At 74.5% G+C, this 22530-nt stretch carries 25 protein-coding genes; 11 read left to right on the top strand and 14 right to left on the bottom strand.

The genetic code is table 11. The annotated features are described in order from the left end of the window. Nucleotides 1-37 precede the first annotated feature (37 nt). Nucleotides 38-490, top strand: a complete 453-nt coding sequence (locus tag L3X23_RS33080; protein WP_093088619.1) for a DUF1931 family protein — start codon at nucleotides 38-40, stop codon at nucleotides 488-490. Beyond that, complete coding sequence (locus L3X23_RS33075) at nucleotides 490-1449, top strand: AraC family transcriptional regulator (protein WP_237197425.1); 960 nt, start codon at nucleotides 490-492, stop codon at nucleotides 1447-1449. Before L3X23_RS33080 ends, L3X23_RS33075 begins: the two co-directional genes overlap by 1 nt. A gap of 7 nt (nucleotides 1450-1456) precedes the next feature. On the opposite strand, the gene L3X23_RS33070 is transcribed toward L3X23_RS33075, so the two are convergent. Continuing rightward, the gene (locus L3X23_RS33070) at nucleotides 1457-1597 is read right to left on the bottom strand and encodes a hypothetical protein (RefSeq protein WP_237197423.1); all 141 of its coding nucleotides are present in this window, start codon (nucleotides 1595-1597) and stop codon (nucleotides 1457-1459) included. A 175-nt stretch (nucleotides 1598-1772) separates the two neighbouring features. Here L3X23_RS33070 and L3X23_RS33065 point away from each other — a divergent pair, with 175 nt between their 5' ends. Continuing rightward, nucleotides 1773-2276, top strand: a complete 504-nt coding sequence (locus L3X23_RS33065; RefSeq protein WP_237198205.1) for a hypothetical protein — start codon at nucleotides 1773-1775, stop codon at nucleotides 2274-2276. Between the two features lie 19 nt (nucleotides 2277-2295). On the opposite strand, the gene L3X23_RS33060 is transcribed toward L3X23_RS33065, so the two are convergent. From L3X23_RS33060 to L3X23_RS33015, 10 genes are all read right to left on the bottom strand, one after another. Then, nucleotides 2296-2709, bottom strand: coding sequence for a heme-binding protein (locus L3X23_RS33060; RefSeq protein ID WP_093088617.1), 414 nt, complete (start codon nucleotides 2707-2709; stop codon nucleotides 2296-2298). Nucleotides 2710-2903: 194 nt separating this feature from the next. After that, nucleotides 2904-3665 carry a response regulator gene (locus L3X23_RS33055; RefSeq protein WP_308116974.1) on the bottom strand — a complete coding sequence of 254 codons (762 nt, stop codon included), beginning with the start codon at nucleotides 3663-3665 and terminating at the stop codon, nucleotides 2904-2906. Beyond that, nucleotides 3662-6241, bottom strand: coding sequence for a DUF4118 domain-containing protein (locus tag L3X23_RS33050; RefSeq protein ID WP_237197421.1), 2580 nt, complete (start codon nucleotides 6239-6241; stop codon nucleotides 3662-3664). Before L3X23_RS33050 ends, L3X23_RS33055 begins: the two co-directional genes overlap by 4 nt. Before the next feature lie 3 nt (nucleotides 6242-6244). After that, nucleotides 6245-6862, bottom strand: a complete 618-nt coding sequence (locus tag L3X23_RS33045; RefSeq protein ID WP_237197419.1) for a potassium-transporting ATPase subunit C — start codon at nucleotides 6860-6862, stop codon at nucleotides 6245-6247. A 1-nt stretch (nucleotide 6863) separates the two neighbouring features. Continuing rightward, on the bottom strand, nucleotides 6864-8897 hold the full coding sequence (gene kdpB, locus L3X23_RS33040) for a potassium-transporting ATPase subunit KdpB (protein ID WP_237197417.1): 2034 nt from the start codon (nucleotides 8895-8897) through the stop codon (nucleotides 6864-6866). Beyond that, nucleotides 8894-10552 carry a potassium-transporting ATPase subunit KdpA gene (kdpA, locus tag L3X23_RS33035; protein WP_237197415.1) on the bottom strand — a complete coding sequence of 553 codons (1659 nt, stop codon included), beginning with the start codon at nucleotides 10550-10552 and terminating at the stop codon, nucleotides 8894-8896. The genes kdpB and kdpA overlap by 4 nt, the downstream gene beginning before the upstream one ends. A 2-nt stretch (nucleotides 10553-10554) precedes the next feature. Continuing rightward, nucleotides 10555-10656 carry a K(+)-transporting ATPase subunit F gene (gene kdpF / locus L3X23_RS33030; protein WP_143030175.1) on the bottom strand — a complete coding sequence of 34 codons (102 nt, stop codon included), beginning with the start codon at nucleotides 10654-10656 and terminating at the stop codon, nucleotides 10555-10557. Nucleotides 10657-10844: 188 nt separating this feature from the next. Next, nucleotides 10845-11591, bottom strand: a complete 747-nt coding sequence (locus L3X23_RS33025) for a DUF4118 domain-containing protein (RefSeq protein ID WP_237197413.1) — start codon at nucleotides 11589-11591, stop codon at nucleotides 10845-10847. A 99-nt stretch (nucleotides 11592-11690) separates the two neighbouring features. Continuing rightward, nucleotides 11691-12974: a diaminopimelate decarboxylase gene (gene lysA, locus L3X23_RS33020; protein ID WP_237197411.1), complete on the bottom strand. Its 1284-nt coding sequence runs from the start codon at nucleotides 12972-12974 to the stop codon at nucleotides 11691-11693. 157 nt (nucleotides 12975-13131) lie between these two features. Continuing rightward, nucleotides 13132-14148: an ABC transporter substrate-binding protein gene (locus L3X23_RS33015; protein WP_237197409.1), complete on the bottom strand. Its 1017-nt coding sequence runs from the start codon at nucleotides 14146-14148 to the stop codon at nucleotides 13132-13134. 144 nt (nucleotides 14149-14292) lie between these two features. On the opposite strand from L3X23_RS33015, the gene L3X23_RS33010 reads away from it, so the two are divergent. Both L3X23_RS33010 and L3X23_RS33005 read left to right on the top strand, forming a co-directional pair. Continuing rightward, nucleotides 14293-15036 (top strand): ABC transporter permease, encoded by a 744-nt coding sequence (locus tag L3X23_RS33010; protein WP_237197407.1) that lies wholly within the window; start codon nucleotides 14293-14295, stop codon nucleotides 15034-15036. Between the two features lie 302 nt (nucleotides 15037-15338). After that, complete coding sequence (locus L3X23_RS33005; protein ID WP_237197405.1) at nucleotides 15339-15953, top strand: superoxide dismutase; 615 nt, start codon at nucleotides 15339-15341, stop codon at nucleotides 15951-15953. Here the strand turns inward: L3X23_RS33005 and L3X23_RS33000 are convergent. Then, entirely contained in the window at nucleotides 15950-16630 is a 681-nt protein-coding gene (locus L3X23_RS33000; RefSeq protein WP_237197402.1) for a hypothetical protein, read from the bottom strand. The genes L3X23_RS33005 and L3X23_RS33000 overlap by 4 nt on opposite strands. Before the next feature lie 94 nt (nucleotides 16631-16724). Here L3X23_RS33000 and L3X23_RS35735 point away from each other — a divergent pair, with 94 nt between their 5' ends. From L3X23_RS35735 to L3X23_RS32975, 6 genes are read left to right on the top strand one after another with little or no spacing between them, the layout of a single operon-like run. Next, nucleotides 16725-17501, top strand: coding sequence for an ABC transporter substrate-binding protein (locus tag L3X23_RS35735; RefSeq protein WP_308116973.1), 777 nt, complete (start codon nucleotides 16725-16727; stop codon nucleotides 17499-17501). After that, nucleotides 17498-18289, top strand: a complete 792-nt coding sequence (locus tag L3X23_RS35730) for an ABC transporter substrate-binding protein (protein ID WP_255735879.1) — start codon at nucleotides 17498-17500, stop codon at nucleotides 18287-18289. Before L3X23_RS35735 ends, L3X23_RS35730 begins: the two co-directional genes overlap by 4 nt. A 1-nt stretch (nucleotide 18290) precedes the next feature. Further along, entirely contained in the window at nucleotides 18291-18599 is a 309-nt protein-coding gene (locus L3X23_RS32990; RefSeq protein WP_237197400.1) for a hypothetical protein, read from the top strand. Beyond that, a complete protein-coding gene (locus L3X23_RS32985; protein WP_237197397.1) occupies nucleotides 18554-19213 on the top strand; it encodes an ABC transporter permease in 660 nt (219 codons plus the stop codon). The genes L3X23_RS32990 and L3X23_RS32985 overlap by 46 nt, the downstream gene beginning before the upstream one ends. Beyond that, nucleotides 19210-20070 carry an ABC transporter permease gene (locus L3X23_RS32980; protein ID WP_237197394.1) on the top strand — a complete coding sequence of 287 codons (861 nt, stop codon included), beginning with the start codon at nucleotides 19210-19212 and terminating at the stop codon, nucleotides 20068-20070. The genes L3X23_RS32985 and L3X23_RS32980 overlap by 4 nt, the downstream gene beginning before the upstream one ends. Continuing rightward, nucleotides 20067-21482, top strand: coding sequence for an ABC transporter ATP-binding protein (locus tag L3X23_RS32975; protein WP_237197392.1), 1416 nt, complete (start codon nucleotides 20067-20069; stop codon nucleotides 21480-21482). Before L3X23_RS32980 ends, L3X23_RS32975 begins: the two co-directional genes overlap by 4 nt. 16 nt (nucleotides 21483-21498) lie before the next feature. Here L3X23_RS32975 and L3X23_RS32970 read toward each other — a convergent pair whose 3' ends face one another. Together L3X23_RS32970 and L3X23_RS32965 are read right to left on the bottom strand one after the other, a co-directional pair. Beyond that, a complete protein-coding gene (locus L3X23_RS32970) occupies nucleotides 21499-22296 on the bottom strand; it encodes an enoyl-CoA hydratase/isomerase family protein (RefSeq protein WP_237197390.1) in 798 nt (265 codons plus the stop codon). Beyond that, nucleotides 22293-22481: a hypothetical protein gene (locus L3X23_RS32965; protein ID WP_237197389.1), complete on the bottom strand. Its 189-nt coding sequence runs from the start codon at nucleotides 22479-22481 to the stop codon at nucleotides 22293-22295. Before L3X23_RS32965 ends, L3X23_RS32970 begins: the two co-directional genes overlap by 4 nt. Between the last annotated feature and the right edge of the window lie 49 nt (nucleotides 22482-22530).

Here is a 22530-nt window from a genome sequence, read left to right as displayed (position 1 = left end):
ACCCGTCGGCGCACGTGGACGAACAGGGGGTACGGGCATGGCCGGTCCGTCGAGTGTTCCGGTGTTCGAGCGGTTCTTCCGCTCGGTCGCGCAGCTCAAGGTGGACAAGAACGACGTGCGGCGGTTCCGCGAGTTCGTCGACGAGATGGTCGACGACATCGCCGTCGCCGGCCGCAACTGCGCCCGAGCCAACGGCCGGGACGTCATCGCCCCGATGGACCTGCCCCTCACGAAGGGTCTCCAGGAGCGGATGCGGGAGTTCGACAAGCTGGAGGAGGCGCCCGACGTCCGCGCGGTCCTGGCCCAGGTCGTGCGGCGGCCCCCGGCGGACGTGACCTTCTCCGAGGACACCGAGGCGGTGCTGCCCGAGCTGTTCGGCGGCCTGGGGATCGCCTTCGCCCGGGCCTTGCGCATCGCCGACCCCGAGGTCGTCAACCCCGGCACGGAGCTCTGGGACCGCGTCACGGCGCTCTTCCGGCAGGTGTACTGATGACCGCTCCCCGGTTCGCCGACATCCACGTGACGGACATCGGCCGGGTGGACGACCAGCTCCCGCCGAGCGTGCACCTCGACCACGCCCCGACGGCGCCGTTCGCCTTCCACAGCCACCGGGTCGCCCGTGGCCCCCTCGCCGTCGAGGAGATCGCCGGCACCGAGGGGGTCCACCTGCGGCTGCCGGACGGGCCGACGTATCGGATCGGGGTCCCGGTGCGGGCGCCGCTGCAGGCGGGCCACCGCGGCGAGCAGCTGGACGTGGGTCCCGGCGTCGCGGCGGTCCTCTCCCCGTGGGAGGAGACGACGCTGCTGACCGGAGACCGCTTCGACCTGCTGTTGTTCGACGTCTCGTCGGCCGCCCTGGAGGGCATGCTGGAGGCGCTGCTCGGCCGGACCGTGCCCCACCCGTTCCGGCCGGCGACCACGATGCCCGTCGGCGCCGCGGCCGGCGGGTCGTGGGCGGGCACGGCGCGGCTGGTCGCCGACGGCACCGCCGACACCGCCGCGGCGCTGGCGAACCCGGTGAGCGCCGATCCGCTCCAGGACACCCTGCTGATCCGGCTGCTGCTGGCCGCCGACCACGCGCACCGTGACGCGCTGGACGAACGCGTCCCGACGTGGGGCCCCCGGACCGTGCGCCGCTGCGTCGACTACATCGAGGACAGGGCGGAGCTGCCACTGACCCTGGCGGGCCTCGCCGCGTACGCCGGGCTGAGCATCCGGGCCCTCGAAGGGTGCTGGCTGCGGCACCGGGAGAGCCGCCCCGGGCACGACGTCGGTCGGGTCCGGCTCGGGCGGGCCCATCGCGACCTGGAGTCCGCCCGGCCCGAGGAGACGACGGTGAGCGCGATCGCGAGGTCGTGGGGGTTCCGGCCGCAGGCCTTCCTGACGGCCTACGGCACGCGGTTCGGCCGGTCCCCCGGACAGACCCTGCGCGGCCCGGTCTTCGCCTGAGCGGGCCTCAGCCGCCCTCGCCGTCCTGCGGCGCGTCCCCCCGTTGCCCGCTCGGCGCCTGCTCCGCGGTGTCGGTGTCGGTGTCGTCGTGGTCGTCGTCGGGGAGGTCGGAGGGGCTCAGCTCCTGCTGCTCCCGGGGATCGCTCACGTTCGGCTCGCCGTGCTTCTCGGTACCCATCACCCGTGGTACCGCGACCACGGACGGTTAAACCCCGTGGTCCCACCGGTCCTGTAACGGGACGGTTCGGACCGCCGATCGTGAGAGGGCGGCGCGCAGTGATCGAGAAGGCCCGCCGACACCATCGTGAGAGGGAGGCCACCCGATGCGCCGAGCACTGCTCAGCATGGGCTTCCTGCTGGTCCTGGCCGGGTGTGGCACACCCGGCCAGGAGCCCGCCCGAATCCTGAGCCCCGTCACGGCGCCGACGGCGCCCGCCGCCGAGGCCACCGCGGCCACCGCCCCCTCAGCGGCGTCGGCACCCCCGAGAGCGGCGTCGGCACCCCCGAGCACCACGCCGCAGGCACCGGCCGGGCAGCGACCGATCGGCCCGGGCCCGACGCGACCGCCCGCCGCGACGAAGGCGCCCGACACCCCCGCTGCGCACCCGAACCCCGGGCCCGCCGAAGCGGCCGACACCCCGGCCGATCAGGTCAACGTCGAAGACACCTGCCCCCAGACCCCCTGCGGGCCGACACCCCGGGAACTGATCGACGCCTCGGACGGGCCCCGGCGCATCCCGGAGAGCGGATGGGTGTGGGACGACCACGAGGTCCCGGCCTTCGACGAGAACGGCTACCCCGTCGGTGGACGTCCCTGGATGACCTGACGACGCATCGGTTCGACCCTCAGAAGCCCGCCGCGGCGGCGTCGGCCACCTGCTGGTCCTGTGCGCCGCTGCCCCCGCTGACGCCGACGGCGCCGACGACCCGGCCGTCGACCCGCAGCGGGACGCCACCTGCGAAGATCATGACGCGGCCGCCGTTGGAGCCGCTGATCCCGAAGAACTGGGCACCGGGTGCGGCGGCCTCGGCCAGGTCGGCGGTGGTGATGTCGAAGGCCCGGGACGTGAAGGCCTTGTTGATGGAGATGTCGACGCTCCCGAGCCACGCACCGTCCATCCGGACGTGCGCGACGAGGTTCCCGCCCGCGTCGACGACGGCGATGTTGCTGGGCTGCCCGATCGAGGCGGCCTCGGCCTCGCCCGCGGCGATGATCCGCCGGGCGTCCTCCAGGGACACGGACTCGGACTTGATGGTCATGGCACCGTCCTGCTCTGTCGGGGATCCTCGATCACGGACGCCACCCAGATTGGCCGGCGGCGGCCCCGCCCGCCTCCGCCCACCGGGTCGAAAGGTGGGTGGTCCGGTGCGCCCGCCGGACCCAACCGCGTTCCTCGGTGTCGTGGTCACCCACCGCGGCGCCGGCAGCCGGATCTCACCGGTCTGCGGTGTGCTCAGGTCTCGCGCAGCGCGTCCCGTGTGGAGTCCGGTGTGGACTCGAAGCGGTATCCCATGCCCGGTTCGGTGATGAGGTGGCGCGGTCGGGAGGGGTCGGGTTCGAGCTTGCGGCGCAGCTGGGCCAGGTAGACACGCAGGTAGTTGGTGCGGTCCTCGCGGCGGGGTCCCCAGACGTGGCGCAGCAGGTCGCGCTGGGAGACCAGCCTGCCGCGGTGCTGCACCAACAGCTCGAGCATCTCCCACTCGGTCGGGGTGAGGTGCACGTCCGCCCCGGCCCGGCGGACCCGCTTGCGGGCGAGGTCGACCTCGACGTCCGCGAACTCCACGAGGCTGTCCCCGCCGCCGGTCGCGGTGGCGGAGCGGCGCACCGCGGCCCGCAGCCGGGCCAGCAGCTCGGCCATGCCGAAGGGCTTGGTGACGTAGTCGTCCGCGCCCGCGTCGAGCGCGGTGACCTTGTCGACGGAGTCGGCGCGGGCGGACAGCACGACGATCGGCACCCGGGTCCAGGCCCGCAGCCCGGTGATGACCTCGGTCCCGTCCAGGTCGGGCAGGCCGAGGTCGAGGACGACGAGGTCGGGGTGCACGTCACCCACCGACGTCAGCGCCGAGCGGCCGTCCCGGGCGGTGGTCACGTGGTAGCCGTGGGCGGACAGGTTGATCCGCAAGGCCCGCAGGATCTGCGGGTCGTCGTCGACGACGAGCACGCGCACCGCGCCCGTCTCGGCGGTCCGCGCACCGGCCCGCTCGGCCACGCTCACGACGCCGCCTCGGCGGTGGCCCGCGGGGCGGACGCGACGGCGGCGGGCAGCGAGACGACCGTGGTGAGCCCACCCCCGGGGGTGTCCTCGGCGGCCAGCGTGCCGCCCATGACCTCGGTCAACCCCCTTGCCACCGACAGCCCCAGCCCGATCCCCGAGGTGCGGCGGTCCCCCAGCCGTTGGAAGGGCGCGAAGAGCTTCTCCCGCTGCTTGGGGGGCACGCCCGGCCCGGAGTCGACGACGCGCAGCTCGACGCGGCCCTCGTGCGCGCTCGCCCGGAGCACGACGGGCGCGCCGCGGCCGTGGCGCAGGGCGTTGTCCACCAGGTTCGCCACGACCCGTTCGAGCAGCCCGATGTCCGCCAGCACGTCCGGGATGTCGTCCGGGATCTCCAGCTCCACCCGCTCGGCCTCGGGCAGCCCGATGAGCGCCCGGGCGGCGATCTCGTCGTACCCGACCCGCTCCGACAGCGGTTGCACCGCGCCCGCGGCCAGGCGGGAGGAGTCGAGCAGGTTGTCCACCAGCCCGCTCAGCCGGTCGGTGGACTCCTCGACCGTCTCCAGCAGCTCGGCCCGGTCTCTCCCGGACAGCCGCAGCAGCGGGTCGCGCAGGCTGCCGACGGACGCCTTGATGGACGTCAGCGGGGTGCGCAGGTCGTGCCCCACCGCGGACAGCAGCGCCCCGCGGGTCTCGTTCGCCTCCGCCCGGCGGCGCGCCTGCTCGGCCTCCTCGACCGCCCGCTGGCCGCGCAGTGCGAGCAGGGCCTGGCCGCCGACGGTCTCCAGCAGGCGCCGGTCGTGGGCGGGCAGGTTCCGGCCGGTGCCGACCAGGTGCAGCCCGTCCTCCACCTCGACGTCGACGTCCGCGTCCTCGGGGCGCCCGCAGTCCGGCGGCCCGGACACCGCGACCCTGCTCCAGCTGCCGTCCGACTGTTCCTCGAGCAGCGCGACGCAGCGGAGGGTGAAGGCCTCGCGGACCTTCTCCAGCAGCCGGGGCAGCGGGTCGGCCCCGGTCAGGACGGTGCGGGCGAACGAGGCCAGCAGGGCGGCCTCGGTCTGCGCCCGGGCGGCCTGCTCGCCGCGGCGCGCCGCGCGGTCCACCACCAGGGCGACGAGCACGGCGACCACCACCATCGCGGCCACGGTGACCACGTTCTCGGGCTGCCCGATGGTGAACGAGTACAGCGGCGGGGTGAGGAAGAAGTTGAGCAGCAGCCCGCCCAGCAGCGCCGCCACCACCGCCGGGCCCAGCCCCCCGACCAGCGCGGCGAGCACCGTGGCCAGGAAGAACAGCACGACGTCCGTGGAGAGGCCGACCACCTCGTAGAGCGAGGCGCCCACGGCGGTCGCGACGGCCGGCCCGAGCACGGCCAGCACCCAGCCCAGGAGGCGCCGGTTCATCGGGACGGCGCTGCGGACGCGCGGCGGCAGCCGCAGGCCCGCCGACCCGGCGGCGGCGTGGGTGACCATGTGGACGTCGATCGTCCCCGAGTCCTGCACCACGCGGGCACCGATGCCGGCGTCGAACAGCCGGGCCAGCCGGGAGCGGCGCGAGGTGCCGAGCACGAGCTGGGTGGCGTTGGCGCCGCGGGCGAACTCCAGCAGCGCCTCGGTCACCCCGCCCGCCCCGCCGTCTCCGACGACGGTGTGGAAGGTGGCGCCGACGTCGTCCGCCAGCTTTCGCAGGGCGGTGGTGGCGCCGACCGGGGCACCGGCGAGCCCGTCGCCGCGCAACACGTGCACGGCGAGCAGGTCCGCCTGGCCTGCGCGCTTGGCGATGCGGGTGGCGCGCCGGAGCACGGTCTCGGACTCGCGGCCGCCGGTGAGCGCGACGACGACCCGCTCACGGGTCTCCCAGGTCTCGGAGATGCGCTTCTCGGCGCGGTACCGGCGCATGGCGACGTCGACCTCGTCGGCGACCCAGAGCAGCGCCAGCTCGCGCAGCGCGATGAGGTTGCCGACCTGGAAGTAGTTGGCCAGGGCGGCGTCGATCTTCTCGGCGCCGTAGACGTTGCCGTGGGCGAGCCTGCGCCGCAGCGCCTCGGGAGTGATGTCCACGAGCTCGATCTGCTCGGCGCTGCGCACGAACTCGTCGGGGACGGTCTCGCGCTGGCGCACCCCGGTGATCCGCTCGACGACGTCGTTGAGCGACTCCAGGTGCTGCACGTTCACCGTGGCCAGGACGTCGATCCCGGCGGCGAGGATCTGCGCCACGTCCTCCCACCGCTTCGCGTGCCGCGAGCCCGGCGCGTTCGTGTGGGCGAGCTCGTCGATCAACACCACCTCGGGGTGCCGGTCGAGCACGGCCTGCACGTCGAGCTCCCCGCCGACGGGGGTCTCCCGGCGCGGGAGGATCTCGAGCCCCTCGAGCAGGGCTGCGGTCTTCTCCCGGCCGTGGGTCTCGACGACCCCGACGACGACGTCCGTGCCGCGGTCGAGGCGGCGCCGGGCCTCGCACAGCATGGCGTAGGTCTTGCCCACGCCGGGTGCGGCGCCGAGGTGGATGCGCAGCTCGCCCTCCGCGGAGCCGCCGCGCTCCGCCGCGGGGTCGCCCTCACTGTGCGAGGACCCGGTCATCCGTCACCGTCCCTGTGCGTCCGCGACGGCGAGGTTCAGCTCGGGCACGTTCACCGTCGGTTCCCCGAGGAACCCGAGCACCCGACCCCGCGTCGCGCCGCCGACCAGCTGCTCGACCTCGGCGACCGGCAGCCCCGTCACCCGGGCCACCCGGTCCACCTGCAGCGCAGCGTAGTCCGGGCTGATGTCCGGATCGAGGCCGGACGCGCTCGCGGCCACCGCGTCCGCGGGGACGGCCTCGGGTGCCACCCCTTCGCGCGCGGCGATCAGCGCCCGGCGCTGCGCCACGGTGTCGAGCAGGTCGGTGGAGTCGGCCGCCTTGTTCGACCCGCCGGAGGTGGAGGGGTCCGCCGGACCCAGCACGTCCTGCGCCGAGGCCGAGGGCCGGGTGTGGAAGTAGGGGTCCGCGGCCGGGTCGGCGGGGACGGGGTCGACCGCGACCACCGACGAGCCGACGACGGCCCCGTCGTGGGTGATCGTCGAGCCCTCGGCGGAGTGGGCCAGGCCGGGGATCCGCGAGACGCCCCAGACGACGAGCGGGAACACGATCCCGCAGACCACGGTGAACACGAGGAGCAGCCGCAGACCGACACCGGTCTGGCTGCGCAGGGTGGAGAACACGTCACATCCCCGGGATGAGTCGGACGAGCAGGTCGATCAGGAAGATGCCGAGGAACGGCATGACGACGCCGCCCAGGCCGTAGACGAGCAGGTTCCGGCGCAGCAGCGCCGACGCCGAGCTGGGCCGGTACCGCACGCCCCGCAGGGCCAGCGGGATCAGCACCACGATGATCAGGGCGTTGAACACCACCGCGGAGAGGATCGCGGACTGCGGCGAGTGCAGGCCCATCACGTTGAGCAGCCCCAGCGAGGGGTACAGCGCGGCGAACATGGCGGGCAGGATCGCGAAGTACTTGGCGAGGTCGTTGGCCACGGAGAACGTGGTCAGCGCCCCGCGGGTGATCAGCAGCTGCTTGCCGATCTCCACGATCTCGATCAGCTTCGTCGGGTCGGAGTCGAGGTCGACCATGTTGCCCGCCTCCTTGGCGGCGGCCGTCCCCGTGTTCATCGCGACGCCGACGTCCGCCTGGGCCAGCGCCGGGGCGTCGTTGGTGCCGTCGCCGGTCATGGCGACCAGCCGCCCGCCCTCCTGCTCGGCCACGATGTAGGCCAGCTTGTCCTCGGGGGTGGCCTCGGCGATGTGGTCGTCGACGCCCGCCTGGGCCGCGATCGCGCGGGCGGTCCGCGGGTTGTCGCCGGTCACCATCACCGTGCGGATGCCCATCGCCCGCAGCTCGGCGAAACGCTCCGCGATGCCGGGCTTCACGACGTCGGAGAGCCGGATCAGGCCCAGCACCCGCTCGCCGTCGGCCACCACCAGCGGCGTCCCGCCCTCGTCGGAGATCAGCTGGACCCAGCGCTCGACCTCGTCGCTCCGCACGCCGGTCGCCGTGAGGAGGGTCTGCGCGGCGCCCTTGCGGATGCGTCTGCCCCCGATGTCCAGACCCGAGACCCGGGTCTGGGCGGTGAAGGGCACGAACTCGGCGCGGGCCTCCTCGGCGCTCGCCTCGGGGGCGAGCCCGTACTCCGTCGCGCAGAGCTCGACGACGCTGCGGCCCTCGGGGGTCTGGTCGGCGAGGCTGGACAGCCGGGCCGCCTCGGCGAGCTCGACCACCGTCGCGTCGCCCACCGGGACGAGCTCGGTGGCGCGCCGGTTGCCGAAGGTGATCGTGCCGGTCTTGTCCAGCAGCAGGGTGTCGATGTCCCCCGCGGCCTCGACGGCCCGCCCGGACTTGGCGAGCACGTTGCGCTGCACGAGGCGGTCCATGCCCGCGATGCCGATGGCGCTCAGCAGCGCCCCGATGGTGGTCGGGATCAGGCAGACGAGCAGTGCCACCAGGACGACGACCGACTGCGGGCCGCCCGCGTAGGCGCTCATCGGCTGCAGCGCCACGACGGCCAGCAGGAAGATGACGGTCAGCGCGGCGAGCAGGATCGTCAGCGCGATCTCGTTGGGCGTCTTCTGCCGGGACGCCCCCTCCACCAGCGCGATCATCCGGTCCACGAAGGACTCACCGGGCTTCGTCGTGATCTCCACGACGATCCGGTCGGAGAGCACCGTGGTGCCGCCGGTGACCGACGACCGGTCCCCGCCCGCCTCCCGCACGACCGGGGCGGACTCCCCGGTGATGGCGGACTCGTCGACGGTGGCGATGCCCTCGACGACGTCCCCGTCGCCGGGGATGGTCTCCCCCGCCACGACGACCACGCGGTCCCCGACCGTGAGCTCGGTGCCGCCCTTGGTCGTCCCGTCCACCAGGCGGGCGACCGTGTCCCGCTTGGTCCTGCGCAGCGTCTCGGCCTGCGCCTTGCCGCGGCCCTCCGCGACGGCTTCGGCGAGGTTCGCGAAGAGCACCGTGAACCACAGCCAGATCGCGAGCAGCCAGCCGAACAGGCTCGGCGAGACGATCGCGTCGAGGGTGACCAGCACCGAGCCGACCCACACCACGAACATGACCGGGTTGCGCAGCTGCGCCTTCGGGTGGAGCTTGCGCAGCGCGTCGGGCAGCGAGGCCCAGAGCTGCGCGGGCCGGAAGGCGCCCGCCTTGACCGGCGCCCCCGCGGACTCGACGGGCCTGTCGAGGGTGGTGGTCATGCGAGTGCCTCCGCGAGCGGACCCAGCGCGAGCGCCGGGAAGAAGGTGAGGGCGGCGACCAGGATCAGGGTCCCGCCGACGAGGACGCCGAACAGCGGCTGGTCCGTGGCGAGCGTCCCGGCGGTGGCCTCCACCCGTTTCTGCTGGGCGAGCGACCCCGCCAGGGCGAGCACCGCCAGGATCAGCACGAACCGGCCGAACAGCATCGCCAGCCCGAGCGCCGACTGGAAGAAGTCGCTGGTCACGGTCAGGCCCCCGAAGGCCGAGCCGTTGTTGTTGGCGGCGCTGGCGAAGGCGTAGAGCACCTCGGAGAAGCCGTGCGCGCCGCCGTTGCTCAGCGCGTCGAGCGTGCTCGGCAGTGCGATCGCCAGACCCGCGCCGAGGAGCACGATCGCCGGCATCACCAGGATGTAGACCGCGGCGCACGTCACCTCGCGGCGGCCGAGCTTCTTGCCCAGGTACTCGGGGGTGCGCCCGACCATCAGGCCGGCGAGGAACATGGCGATGATCGCGACCACCAGGATCCCGACCAACCCCACGCCGACACCGCCGGGGGCGACCTCGCCGAGCAGCATGTTCAGCAGGGTCACCCCGCCCGCGCCGCCGGAGTAGCTGTCGTGCAGGGAGTTCACCGCGCCCGTCGAGGTCCCGGTCGTCGAGACGCCGAACAGGATGGAGGTCGGGATCCCGAAGCGGGTCTCCTTGCCCTCCATCGCCCCGGTCGCGATCCCGGCCGCCCCGGTGGGGTGGGTCTCGGCGAACCAGGCGACGGCCAGCAGCGCACCCCACAGGACACCCATCACGGACAGCAGGATCGTGCCCTGCCTGCGGTTGCCCACCATCGTGCCGAAGGTCCGGGTCATGGCGACCGGGACGACGAGCATCAGGAAGATCTGGAACAGGTTCGACAGCGCGTTCGGGTTCTCGAACGGGTGCGCGGAGTTCGCGTTGAACACGCCGCCACCGTTGGTGCCCACCATCTTCACCGCCTCCTGCGAGGCGGTCGGCGCCAGCGGGTGGGTGTAGGTGTTCCCGTCCAGGCCGGTGACGTCCATGCCGGAGCGCAGCGACATCGTCACGCCCATGATCAGCAGGCCGACGGCGGCGAGGAACGACAGGGGCAGCATGATCCGCACCGTGGCGCGGGTCAGGTCGACCCAGAAGTTGCCGATCCGGTCGGTGTTCGCGCGCACGAACCCGCGGATCAGCGCCGCGGCCACCGCGAGCCCGACGGCCGCGGACAGCACGTTCTGCACGGTCAGCCCGGCCATCTGCACGGTGTCGCCCAGGACCTGTTCGGGCACGTAGGACTGCCAGTTCGTGTTGGTCACGAACGAGACCGCGGTGTTGAAGGCCATCGCGGGCTCGACCGCCCCGCGGCCGAAGGACAGTGGCAGCAGCGGTTGCAGGCGCTGCAGCAGGTAGAGCAGCACGATCGAGACGAACGAGAAGCCCAGCAGGCCCATCGCGTAGGTCGGCCAGCGCTGCCCGGACGAGGCGTCGACCCGGACGAGCCGGTACAGCGCCGCCTCGACCCGCCAGTCCTTCTCGGACGTGAAGACCCTGGCCATGTAGTCACCCAGCGGCGCGTAGCAGGCCGCGAGCAGGACCAGCAGGAACAGCACCTGCAGGAGCCCGGCGAGAGTGTCGTCCACCGTCAGAACCTCTCCGGCCGCAACAGCGCCACCACGAGATAGACCAGCAACGCCAGCGCGACGACGCCACCCACGACGTTCGCCACGAGGTCAGCGGTACTCACAGGCGCTCCAGCCCACGCAGGCACAGCACCAGGACGGCGAACCCGCCGACCAGCAGCAGTGCGTAGAGCACATCGGCCACCGGAACACTCCTCATCCAGGCGCCCACCAGGACTTCCGGTGGGCCGGTGGCGAGTCTGCGGCGGGCCGGATCGCGGGAGGAAGTGGTGCTACGCGACCTTGACACCGATCACGGCGATTTTGACGCGTCCTTGACGGGGGCGAGACCCCGGTCACCCGTCGACGGCCCCACCTGGGCGGCGAGCGAGACCGCGATCCGCAGCAGCGCGGCCGAGGGCTTGCGCACGGCGGTGGCCGAGCTGAGCAGGAACCGCCCGCCCGCCCGGGGCGCCTCGAGTTCGACGAGGTCCATCGTCGGCAGACCGTGCCGGGCGACGTCGACCGGCCGCCCGCGCCAGGTCACCGCGCCGTCGGGGCCGAGCCGCGGCCGCTGCGGATCGGAGGGCTCGGCGGCGAAGCGGCAGTCGTCGAGGTCGAGGACGTCGGCGATCATGGCTGCGACGACGGCCGCGGCCTCGGCGGTGCCGACGCCGTCGGCCGCCATCCGCGCCGCCTGCACCAGGCCCTCGACGTGGCCCTCCTGCCGGACCGCGCGGGCGAGCTCCCGGCGGCCCCACTGCGCCACCTCGCTCACCGCCGCCCCGACCACCAGGAGCAGCACCGCGGTCTCGACGTCCCGGGCGCCGTGGATGGCGAAGTCGTAGTACGGCGCGGTGAGCACGAAGTCGAACGCCGCCGCCGCGGTGAGCGCGGCCAGCAGGCCCGCCCAGCGGTCCCCGCGCACGGCGACCGCGAGGACCACCAGCACGAGGACGAGCGCGGCGCTGGTGTTGGCCACCCGGTCGCGCAGCAGGCTCGTCGCCACGGCCACCACGAGCGGCGCGACGACTCCGATCACCCGATAATGCCTGGTCACGACATCGAGGGAACACCCGGCGGCCGGGCGGCGGCAACCGGTGTTGACGCGCCCTTGACGGCGACCACCCGACCGGGGCAACGCCGTGTCCCCGCCGCCTCAGATCGGCAGGGCCGCACCCCCACCGACCCCGAGCATCGGGGTCGGGGCGACAGCGTTGTAGGTGGAGGCCATGGAGCGGGTGTAGGCGCCCGTGCACGGCACCGCCAGGAGGTCGCCCACGGCGAGGTCGGCGGGCAGCGGCACCTCCTCGGCGATCCGGTCCGTGGCCTCGCAGTGCCGTCCGACGACCGTCATCGGCGACAGCGGCGCCCGCACCGGCTTCCCGATCCGCCGCACCGGGTGGCGCGCGCCGTACAGCGCGGGGCGGGGGTTGTCGCTCATCCCGCCGTCGACCGCGACGAACGTGGTGTCCCCGACGTGCTTGACCGCCCAGACCCGGTAGAGGGTGACCCCCGCCCGCGCCACGATCGCTCGGCCCGGCTCGACCAGCAGGTGCGGCACGGCGATCCCGTGGTGGGCGCAGGCACCGCGCAGCGCCCGCCCGAGATCCCGGGCGAGGTCCTTCGGGTCCAGGGTGGCGGGGCCGTCGTGCGCCGCACCGCGGACGTCCACGGCGTGCCCGCCGCCCATGTCCAGCACCTGCAGGTCGATCTCCTGCTCCGCGGCGAACCCGACGACCCGGTGGACGGCGTCCACGTACGGGGCGGGCGAGGTCACCTGCGACCCGAGATGGCAGTGCAGCCCGACCAGCCGGAGCCCGCGACGGGTGCCGATCTCCTTCGCCGCGATCGCGGCCTCGGGGAACGGCAGCCCGAACTGCTGGTTCAGCGTGCCGGTGGTCAGCCCGGGCAGGGTGTGCGCGTCGACGCCGGGGGTGACCCGGATCAGCACGTCCTGCACGCCGCGCGCGTGCGCGGCGACGCGCGCGATCTCGTCGAGCGAGTCGATGACGATCAGCCCGACGCGCGCCTCGGCGGCGGCCCGCAGGTCGGCGTCGGTCTTCACGTTCCCGTGCAGCAGGATGCGCTCGCCCGACACCCCCGCCGCCGCGATCGCCACCTCGCCGCCCGAGCACGCGTCGATCGACATCCCCTCCGCGCCGACTAGCCGGGCCAGCGCGGGGGTGAGCAGCGCCTTCGCCGCATACACGATCTCGGCGTCGGGCAGGGCGCGGCGGTAGGCGCGGCAGCGCTCCCGGACGTCGGCGACGTCGAGCACCTGCAGTGGGGTGCCGTGCCGCGCGGCCAGCTCGGCGAGGTCACAGCCGCCGACGGACACCCGGCCGTCGCAGGTCGCGGCGGTGGTGACGGGCCACAGGCCGGGCTCCAGCCGGGCGGCGAGGGTGGGACGCAGGGTCGGGATGAGGTCGGCGAGGGTCACCGGAACTCCGTTTCGTGCCTCGGGTGCGGCGCCGCTGCGGCGCCCCGACCCAGGTATGCGCCCTCCCGAGGCCGCCTCGCAGCCCTTCATGCGCGATCTTGACGCCGGCGCCCCGACTCCGAATGCGGTCCTGACGGCGTCCGGCCGCACGCGGCGGTCAGGGCGCGAGCTGTCGGGTCAACCCGTCGAGCACCAGCCGCGCGGCCGTGGGTCCGGCGTTCAGGTACCACGGGTCGTCGTCCACCCAGACCTGCTCACCGGTGAGGTTGCGCCAGAGCTCGCTGCCCAGCACCGGCGAGCTCGCGGCGTCGGCGGCGGACGTCGACCCCTGCACGGAGTAGAAGATCAGGTCCCCGTCCGCGTCCCGGAGCTGTTCGGGCGACAGGTCCTGGGAGGTCTTGTCGAACTGTTGGGTCGCGGGCCGGGCCAGCCCCGCGTCCCAGGCGATGAACCCGGGGAAGGACGGCACGCCGAACACCCGGGTGCGGTCGACGGTGACGCGCACGAACGACACCGTCCGGTCCCCCGCCCGCGCACCGAGCGCCTTCGCATCGGCCTCGAACGCGTCCAGGTACGCGCGGCCCACGCCCTCCCTGCCGAGCGAGTCGGCGAGCAGGAGGAAGTCCTGCTTCCAGTTCACCCCGGTGCCCTGGACCAGCACGGTCGGCGCGATCTGCGAGAGCGCCGGGTAGATGTCCTGGGACGCCGCCGCGTTCGCCATGATCAGGTCCGGCCGCAGCGCCGCCAGCGACTCGAGGTTCGGGTTCTGCCGCTGACCGACCGACGGCATCGCGTCCAGCTGGGCGGCGTACTGCGGGAACGCGTCGCGGACGTAGCGCGGGATCAGGTCCGCCCCGTCCCCGGCGGCCGCCCCGGCGGGCACCACACCGAGGGTGAGGATCGCGTCCGTCTGACCGGTCGCGATCACCACGACCCGGGTCGGCTCGGCATCGATGCGGGTCCGTCCGCCGAAGTGCGTCACCGTCCGGGGGAACACCCCGTCCGGTTCGGCGGCGCCCATGCCCTCGGGAATGCCCTGCGGGCCGGGCGCGCCGTCGGCGGCGGCCGGAGCCGGGGGCGCGGACGCCGGGGGCGCCTGCCCGTCGGACGTTCCACACCCCGCGAGGACCACCAGGGCGGCCACGATCCCGACCAGGACACGGCTGCGACGCATCGGCACTCCTCAAGTGAGCCTCACCTAATTCTGACGGAGACTAGCCGGCCCCCCGGTGGCCGGACGAGCTCTGTGATCGACGTCCCGGGACACTGACGCCGAGGCGCTCCGCCGGGTCGGAGTCGTGGCGCGAGGGAGGACGGCATGGGCGGGTCGACCGTCGTCGTCGGGTGGCCGCTCGGCGTGGCGCTCGCGGTGCTCGTCGCGCTGACCGTGGCCGCGAGCCTGCTCGCCCGCTTCGACACCGCACGCCAGTCCGCAGTCGCCGCGGTCCGCGCGATCGTCCAGCTCGGCGCCGTCGCCGCGGTCATCCTCGCCGTCGTCCGGTCCTGGTGGTCGACCGTGCTCTTCGTGTCGCTGATGGTCGGCGTCGCGACCTGGACCTCGGCCCGGCGCATGACCCGGGCGCGCAGCGGGCTCCTCGCCGGTGTCGCGCTGCTGGCCGGGACCGTGCCGGTGCTGGCCGTCGTCCTCGCCACCGGCACGGTCCCCCTGACCGGGATCGCCGTGGTGCCGGTCGCCGGCATCGTCGTCGGCGGTGCCATGACCGCTACGTCCGTCGCAGGCCGACGCGCGCTCGACCAGCTGCAGGCCCGACGCGGCGAGTACGAGGCCGCCCTCTCCCTCGGGTTCCTCCCCCGGGACGCCGCACTCCTCGTCGTCCGCACGTCCTCGACCGACGCCCTGGTCCCCCCGCTCGACCAGACGCGGACGGTCGGCCTGGTCACCCTCCCCGGCGCCTTCGTCGGCGTGCTGCTGGGCAGCGGGGACCCGGTACAGGCGGGCGCCGCCCAGATCCTGGTCCTGATCGGCCTGCTCGCCGCCGAGACCCTCGCGGTCTGGGTCGTCCTCGAGCTCGTCGCCCGCGGCCGGATCACCCGGACGTGACACTCACGGGTTCCCGACTCGAGGGACGGCCGAGGGCGCGACGATCGTCGACCCGGTTCGTGTCCGGACGAGGGGACGGACACGAAGAGGGTCGGCCCGCTGCCCGGGCCGACCCTCTCCTGCGTGGGCGCCGAGCTGCCAGAACGACCACCCCACCAGCCCCTGCGACCCGACCGATCGAGCTTGTTGCAAGGTGCTGGCAAGAGTGTAGGTGACCGGCGCGACGCCGTCCAGCGCGAGCGGGAGGCAGCAGCCGGCACTAGGTTGTTGCCAGAGGTTTGCATCTAACCGCTGGAGGACCGATGGCCGAGTACACGCTTCCCGACCTGCCTTACGACTACGGCGCACTCGCCCCGCACATCGCGCCCGAGATCATGGAGCTGCACCACTCGAAGCACCACAACACCTACGTCGGCGCGCTCAACCAGACGATCGAGAAGCTCGCCGCCGCCCGGGAGGCCGGGGACTTCGGCGCGATCGTCGGGCTCGAGAAGACCCTCGCCTTCAACCTCGGCGGGCACGTCAACCACTCGATCTTCTGGAAGAACCTCTCTCCCGAGGGCGGCGACAAGCCCTCCGGCGAGCTCGCCGCGGCCATCGACGACTCCTTCGGGTCGTTCGACGCCTTCCAGGCGCACTTCACCGCCGCCGCCACCACCATCCAGGGCTCCGGCTGGGCGATCCTCGGATGGGACGTCCTGGGCTCCCGCCTGCTGGTGCACCAGCTCTACGACCAGCAGGCGCAGCTGCCCGCGGGCCAGATCCCCGTGGTCATGCTCGACATGTGGGAGCACGCCTTCTACCTGCAGTACAAGAACGTGAAGCCGGACTACGTCAAGGCATGGTGGAACGTCGTCCACTGGGCGGACGCCGAGGCGCGCTTCACCGCGGCCCGCTCCGGGTCGCTGACGGTCTAGGGCCGAGGGCGCCCCACCGCCGGTGGGGCGCCCTCGAGCAGCGCACCGGCCCGGTCGGCGTCCACCGCCTCGTGCCAGTCGCCCGCCGGGTTGTCGATCACCAAGGGGCCGAGGTTGCACGGCCCGAGGCAGCCGACCGGGGTGACCAGGACGTCCTGCCCCTTGGCGGCCGCGGCGAGGGCCCGGTGCGTGGCGCCCGCGCCGTAGACGGTGCAGCGGGGCCCGCGGCAGACGAGCAGGTGGCGGGCCGGCTCCTCGCGCACCGACCACGCGGGGCTGCGGAACGCCCCCGGACTCACCGCCACCGGGGTCGCCTCCCCGCGCGCGAGCTCGGCGATCACCTCGGCCATGCCGGGCGCGGTGACCGGCGGCGGACCCAGCCGCACGAGCAGGTCCGACGCCCGCGACTCGCGCCAGTGCGCCGCGGCGCGCGCGATCCAGTTCCGCAGGTAGGGGTCCGCGGGCAGGGCGAGCGGGACCAGCACCACGTCGTCCTGCGGGCCGGCGAGCGCGGCGATCTCGTCGAGCACCGCGGCGACCGAGGGATCGGCCTGGTCCAGGTGCGCGATGCGGGCGGGCGCGCCGAGCGCCTCGGTGACCGCCGCGGCGAGCGCGGCCAGCGAGCGTTCGTCCACACCGGACGGTGTGGGGCGGGCGACGAGTACGACATGGCGCACGGGACCTCCTCAGATCACAGGAAGTATGTCTGGTTGTTCAGATGTGCTCCTGTTAGCGTCCTCGCGTCATCATCGGAGATCACTGGAGGCACCCGTGAGCAGGCGCTCCCTCGTGCACAGGCTGGCCGCCTGCGCCGTCGTCCTGGCGTTTGCCGCGGGGTGTGCGACGACCGGCGGGAGCGAGCCCGCACCGGCCGGGCCGCCGACGCTGACCCTCGCGACCGGGTTCGCCATCGAGGACCTCGACCCGCTGGAGAGCGGCTACTGGGGCCCGGAGTTCGGCTACGTCGAGCTGCTGATGCGCCCCGAACGCGGCGGCGACCCGACCCCGTGGGTGCTGCAGGAGCTGACCGCCCCGTCACCCACGACCTGGGTGCTGCGGCTGCGCGAGGGCGTCGCCTTCCAGAACGGGACCGCGCTGACCGGCGCCGCCCTGGCCGACCTGCTCACCTTCCAGCTCGCCGAGAACCCCGACCTCGCCGCCGCCCTCCCCGGCGCGACGGCCACGGCCACCGGCCCGCTCGAGGTCACCCTCACCACCGCGCGGCCCGCCCCGAACGTGCCGGCGATCCTGGCGGACGAGTCCATGGTCCCGGTCTACGACGTGGCCGCCTACCGGGCCCACCGGGACTCCGGCGCCCCCGCCGCCGACCTCCTCACCGCGGGCCTCTACACCGGCCCGTACGTCGTCGACAGCCTCGACGGGGCGACGATGCAGCTCTCGCCGCGCCCCGACCACTGGGGCGGCGAGCCCGCCCTCGACGACCTGACCCTGCGGTTCGTGCCCGAGGCGGGCGCCCGGATCCAGGCCGTGCAGGCGGGCGAGGCCGACATCGCGCTCTACCCCCGACGGCGACCGCCCGGACCCTGACCGGGCGGGACGACTCGTACTACGTGACGGGCGCCGCGACCGGCCCGACGTTCGCCTTCGAGCTCAACCAGCGCGAGGCCCCCTTCGACGACGAGCGCGTGCGCCGCGCGGTGTACGCGGGCATCGACTACCCCGAGCTCGCCGACGAGGTCATGAACGGGCTCTACTCCCCCGCCACCGGTCTCTACACCGAGTCCCGGCCCTGGGCCGAGCGGACCCAGGCCTTCGACGCCGCCCGGGCGGGTGCACTGCTGGACGAGGCGGGCTGGACCCGCACCGGCGACGGTCCCCGCACCCGGGACGGTCGCGAGCTGCGGTTCACGATGCTCACCTACCCCCAGCAGCCGGACGCGGACACCCTCGGCCTGGCCGTGCAGGCGCAGCTCGCGCGGCTCGGCGTCGGGGTGGACATCCGGCAGGTGCCCGACATCGAGGACGCGGTCGACGCCCCGACCGGCTGGCAGGCCGCCATCCGCGGCCAGGGCTTCATCTCCTTCGGCGGCGACTACCTGACGCCGCTGACGAACCTGCTGCGCACCGGCGGACCGGCCAACCACACGGGGACGAGCGACGCCGAGCTCGACGGCCTGATCGCCGAGCTCGCCGTCACCACCGACACCGCCGCCCGCGACGACCTCCTCCGCCGGATCCAGACCCTGGTCTCGGCCCGCGGCTACTACGGCTACCTCGGCATGCGCCTCCCGGCCGTGGTGACCGGCCCGGAGTGGCGGAACTACCCCGTACCGATCTCCAACCTCTGGGTGGACGCCCGGACCGCACCGGCCTGACGTGCTGGTCCTGCGCCGACTCGGACAGGCCCTGGTGACCCTCGCCGGGGCGGGCGTGCTCGTGTTCGCCATGCTCGCCGCCACCCCGGGCGACCCCGCCCGACGGGTCCTCGAGGCCCGCGGCGTCACCGAACCCAGGCCGCCCGCCGTCGCCGCCGTGCGCGCGGAGCTGGGCCTGGACGACCCCCTCCTCGTGCGCTTCGGCAGCTGGGCCGCCGACGCCGCCCGGGGGACCTCGGCACGTCCTGGCGGACCGGCCGCCCGGTGTCCGACGAGTTCGCCGACCGCCTGCCCGCCACCCTGCGGCTGACCACCGCGGCGCTGGCGCTGGCGGTCACGGCGGCCCTGCTCCTGGGCGCGACCGCGGCGCTCGGCGCGGGCCGGTGGCCGGACGTGCTCGCGCGCGGGATCGCCCTCGCCGTGCTCGTCGTCCCCGGCTTCGTGGTCGGCATCGTGGTGCTCGACCTCGTCGTGGTCCGGGCCGGGCTGGGCCGGGTGATCGCCGACGGCACGTGGGCGACGGTGTTCCTCCCCGCGCTCACCCTGGCCCTCGGGTCGATCGCCACCTGGTCCCGGGTCCTGCGCACGAGCCTGCTGGAAGCCGGGTCGGCGGCGCACCTGCGGGTCAGCGCCGCCCGCGGGGCGAGCCCGCGGCGGCGGCTGCTCGTGCACCAGCTGCCCCACGCCGCGGCCCCGTTCCTGACGATGGTCGGGCTCGGCACCGCAGCCCTGATCGGCGGAGCCCCCATCGTGGAGAGCGTCTTCACCTGGCCCGGGATCGGCCGCTACACGGTCGAGGCGATCAACGCCCGGGACATGCCCGTCGTCGTCGGGTTCACCCTCGTCGCCGTCCTGACCTACGTGCTGGCCGGCCTGCTCGTGGACCTCCTGTGCGCGGCCGTCGACCCCCGGCTGCGCACATGAGCGTCCTGACCCGCACCGCGCCGCGGCTGCGCGAGGTGCACCGGCCGCTCTGGCGGGCGCTGCTCGCCCGACCGGCCGCCCGGGTCGGGCTCGCGCTCGGGCTGGTCCTCGTGCTGGCCGCCGCCGTCGGGCCGCTGTTCCTCCCGGACCCGGACGTGCCGGACTACACCGACCAGCTCGCCCCACCCGGTGCCGGGCACTGGCTGGGCACCGACCCCGCCGGGCGCGACCTGCTGGCCCGCACCCTCGCCGGGGCCCGCACGTCCCTCGGCGCCGCCGCCCTGGTGACGGCCCTCGCCGCGGTGATCGGATTAGTCGTGGGCACCCTCGCCGGCGCGCTCGGCGGGGTCGTCGACACCGTGCTGACCCGGCTGACCGACATCCTGCTGGGGCTGCCGAGCCTCGTGCTCACCCTCGCCGTCGTCGGGGTGCTCGGGCCCGGGTACGGCAACCTCGTCCTCGCCATGGCGGTGACGAGCTGGGCGGGGATCGCCCGGCTCGCCCGCGCCGTCGCGCGCGGGGCGCTGTCCCGGCCGGACGTCCTCGCCGCCCGGATGGCCGGGGTGGGCCCGGTCCGCGCGGTGCTCCGCCACGTCCTGCCCGGCGTCGCGGTGCAGGTCGCCGTGGCCGCGACGCTCGGCCTCGGCGAGGCCGTGCTCACCCTGGGCGGGCTGTCGTTCCTCGGCCTGGGCGCCCAACCGCCGACCGCCGAATGGGGCACCATGCTGGCCGCGGGCCGCGACACCTTCGCCTACGCCCCCTGGCAGCTCGTCGGCCCCGGGCTCGGCCTGGTCCTCGCCGTCGCCGCGGCGACCCTGGTGAGCGACGCCCTCCGCGACGTCACCGAGCCGACATGACCGCGCTGCGCGTCCGGGACCTGACCGTCGTCTACCCGAACGGCCACCGCGCGCTGGAGTCGATCAGCCTGACGGTGCCCGCCGGGGAGCGGTGGGCCGTGGTGGGTCGCTCCGGCAGCGGCAAGACCACCCTGGTCCGGGCCGTCCTCGGGCTGCTGCCTGCGGGAACCCGGGTCACGGGCAGCATCGAGGTCGCGGGCCGGGAGATGGTCGGGCGCCCCGAGCGGGAGCTGCGGGCCCTGCGCGGGCGGGCCGTCGGGTACGTCCCCCAGGACCCCTTCGCCGCCTGCGACCCGCTGCGCAGCGTCGGGCACCACGTCGAGGAGGCCTGGCGGGCCCACCGGTTGCCGGTGCCCGCCGGGGCGGTGGCCGCCGGGCTCGCCGAGGTCGACATCGCCGACCCCGCGGACCGGGCCCGCCGGTTCCCGCACCAGTGGTCGGGCGGCATGCTCCAGCGCGCCACCGTCGTGGCCGCCACGGCCCACGACCCCGCGCTCACCCTCGCCGACGAGCCGACCAGCGCGTTGGACGCCGAGCTCGCCGACGACGTCCTCCACACGGTCCGCCGACGCAGCGCCGCCCTGCTGCTGATCAGCCACGATCTCGCCCTCGTCGCCCGCCACGCCGAGCACGTGGTCGTCCTGGCCGACGGCCGCGAGGTCGACCGCGGTCGCTGCGCCGAGCTGCTCGGCTCCCCGACGGTCCCCGAGACCCGCACCCTCGTCGAGGCCGCCACGCCGCCCCCGCGGCGCACGCCGTCGGCCGCCACCGGCGACCCCGTCGCCGAGGTGCGGGGGGTCACCCGGCGCTACGGCACGGTCCTCGCCGTCGACGACGTGTCCCTCGCCCTGCGCCCCGGCGAGATCGTGGGCGTCGTCGGACGCTCCGGCTCCGGGAAGTCCACCCTCGCCCGGCTCGTCGCAGGCCTCGAACCCCCCGACACCGGCACCGTCGCCCTCGCCGGGCGGACGACCGCCGGTCGGCGGCTGCGCCCCGGCTACGTGATGCCCGTCTTCCAGGACCCCGTCGCGAGCCTCGACCGCCGCTGGCCGCTGTGGCGGACCCTCGCCGAGCCCGTCCGGGCCCGCGGCGACACCCTCAGCCGGGAGGCCGCCGCCCGCGCCCTCGCCGACGTGGGGCTCGACGTGGACCTCGACCGCCGCCCGGGCAGCCTCTCGGTCGGCCAGGCCCAACGGGTCGCCCTCGCCCGCGCCCTGCTCGCCGAACCCGCCCTCCTGGTCGCCGACGAACCCACCGCCAGCCTGGACGTCGCCACCACCGCGGCCGTCACCGACCTACTCCGGCACCTGGCCGACCGCGGCACCGCCCTGCTCGTGGTCAGCCACGACCGGGCCCGGCTCGCCGGCTACGCCGACCGCGTCCTCACCATGGCGGCGGGGCGGCTCGACTGACCCGCCCCGACCGCCGTCAGCGCGCGTGGAACGTCGGCGCCGACCGTTCCAGGAAGGCGTGCAGGCCCGCGGCGTAGTCCTCGGTGCCGGCGGTGAACCCGCTGGCCAGGGCTTCGGTGACCGCGGCGGGGGCGCCTGCGGCGGCGGCGTCGACGAGCTGCTTGGCGACCTGTTGGGCGATCGGGGCCGTGCCGAGCAGGTCGTCGACGTACTGACCGACCTCGGCGTCGAGCGAGCCGAAGGCCACCCGGTTGACCAGCCCCCAGGTCTCGGCGGTCCCGGCGTCGATCCGACGCCGGGTGAGGATGAGTTCCTTGGCCCGCGAGGCGCCGACCAGGGCGGTGAGTCGGGCGGTGCCGCCCCAGCCCGGGATGGTGCCGAGGCCGCCCTCGGGCAGTCCGAGGCCCGCGTTCTGGTCGGCGATGCGCAGATCGCAGGCCAGGGCGAGCTCGAGCCCGCCGCCGACGGCGAGGCCGTCGAGGACCGCGATGGTGGGCTGGTGGAGGCGGGCGAGCCGGTCGAGGACGCGGTGGCCCAGCCCGATCCAGCGCCGCCACATGTCCGGGGCGGAGAACCGGGAGAACGCGGCGATGTCGGCGCCGACGGAGAAGACCTGGTCCCCCGCGGTGCGCAGCAGCACGACGCGCACGTCCGAGGTCTCGATCTCGGCGATGCCCCGCTCGAGCTGGTCGAGCATGTCGAGGGTCAGGGCGTTGAGCTTCGCGGCCCGGTCGATCAGCAGGGTGGCCACGTGGCCGCCGCGCGTGTACTCGACGGTCACCGAGCCCACGGTGCCGGTGTCGGTGACGGTCATCGGGCCGCCTCCGCGGTCCGCGGGGTGGCGGTGCGGGCGTGCGGCGCGGCGGGGCTCAGGGTCGGCCCGAGCCACGCCGGGGCGGACGACGCGGTGTGCGTCGTGGCCGGTTCGTCCGCGACCCGTAGGGGGACGGTGTACGCGCGGACCGGTCCGTCCGCCGCGGGCAAGGCGATCGCCGTCATCACTACTCCTGTAACCGGTTACTTGTGCTGTCCGCCGAGACGGTATACG

Source organism: Pseudonocardia sp. WMMC193 (genome assembly GCF_021728735.1).
In the GTDB taxonomy this organism is placed as follows: Bacteria; Actinomycetota; Actinomycetes; order Mycobacteriales; family Pseudonocardiaceae; genus Pseudonocardia; species Pseudonocardia oroxyli.
This window is presented reverse-complemented; position numbering and strand designations above follow the sequence as displayed.

Excerpts from the sequence above, each read along its gene's own strand:
- L3X23_RS33010 (WP_237197407.1), top strand. The coding sequence starts at position 14,293 with ATGGGCGGGTCGACCGTCGTCGTCGGGTGGCCGCTCGGCGTGGCGCTC.
- L3X23_RS33060 (WP_093088617.1), bottom strand. The coding sequence starts at position 2,709 with ATGACCATCAAGTCCGAGTCCGTGTCCCTGGAGGACGCCCGGCGGATC.
- L3X23_RS32965 (WP_237197389.1), bottom strand. The coding sequence starts at position 22,481 with ATGACGGCGATCGCCTTGCCCGCGGCGGACGGACCGGTCCGCGCGTAC.
- L3X23_RS32980 (WP_237197394.1), top strand. The coding sequence starts at position 19,210 with ATGAGCGTCCTGACCCGCACCGCGCCGCGGCTGCGCGAGGTGCACCGG.
- L3X23_RS33050 (WP_237197421.1), bottom strand. The coding sequence starts at position 6,241 with ATGACCGGGTCCTCGCACAGTGAGGGCGACCCCGCGGCGGAGCGCGGC.
- L3X23_RS33015 (WP_237197409.1), bottom strand. The coding sequence starts at position 14,148 with ATGCGTCGCAGCCGTGTCCTGGTCGGGATCGTGGCCGCCCTGGTGGTC.
- L3X23_RS33080 (WP_093088619.1), top strand. The coding sequence starts at position 38 with ATGGCCGGTCCGTCGAGTGTTCCGGTGTTCGAGCGGTTCTTCCGCTCG.
- L3X23_RS33075 (WP_237197425.1), top strand. The coding sequence starts at position 490 with ATGACCGCTCCCCGGTTCGCCGACATCCACGTGACGGACATCGGCCGG.
- L3X23_RS33065 (WP_237198205.1), top strand. The coding sequence starts at position 1,773 with ATGCGCCGAGCACTGCTCAGCATGGGCTTCCTGCTGGTCCTGGCCGGG.
- L3X23_RS32970 (WP_237197390.1), bottom strand. The coding sequence starts at position 22,296 with ATGACCGTCACCGACACCGGCACCGTGGGCTCGGTGACCGTCGAGTAC.
- kdpB (WP_237197417.1), bottom strand. The coding sequence starts at position 8,897 with ATGACCACCACCCTCGACAGGCCCGTCGAGTCCGCGGGGGCGCCGGTC.
- L3X23_RS33005 (WP_237197405.1), top strand. The coding sequence starts at position 15,339 with ATGGCCGAGTACACGCTTCCCGACCTGCCTTACGACTACGGCGCACTC.
- L3X23_RS32975 (WP_237197392.1), top strand. The coding sequence starts at position 20,067 with ATGACCGCGCTGCGCGTCCGGGACCTGACCGTCGTCTACCCGAACGGC.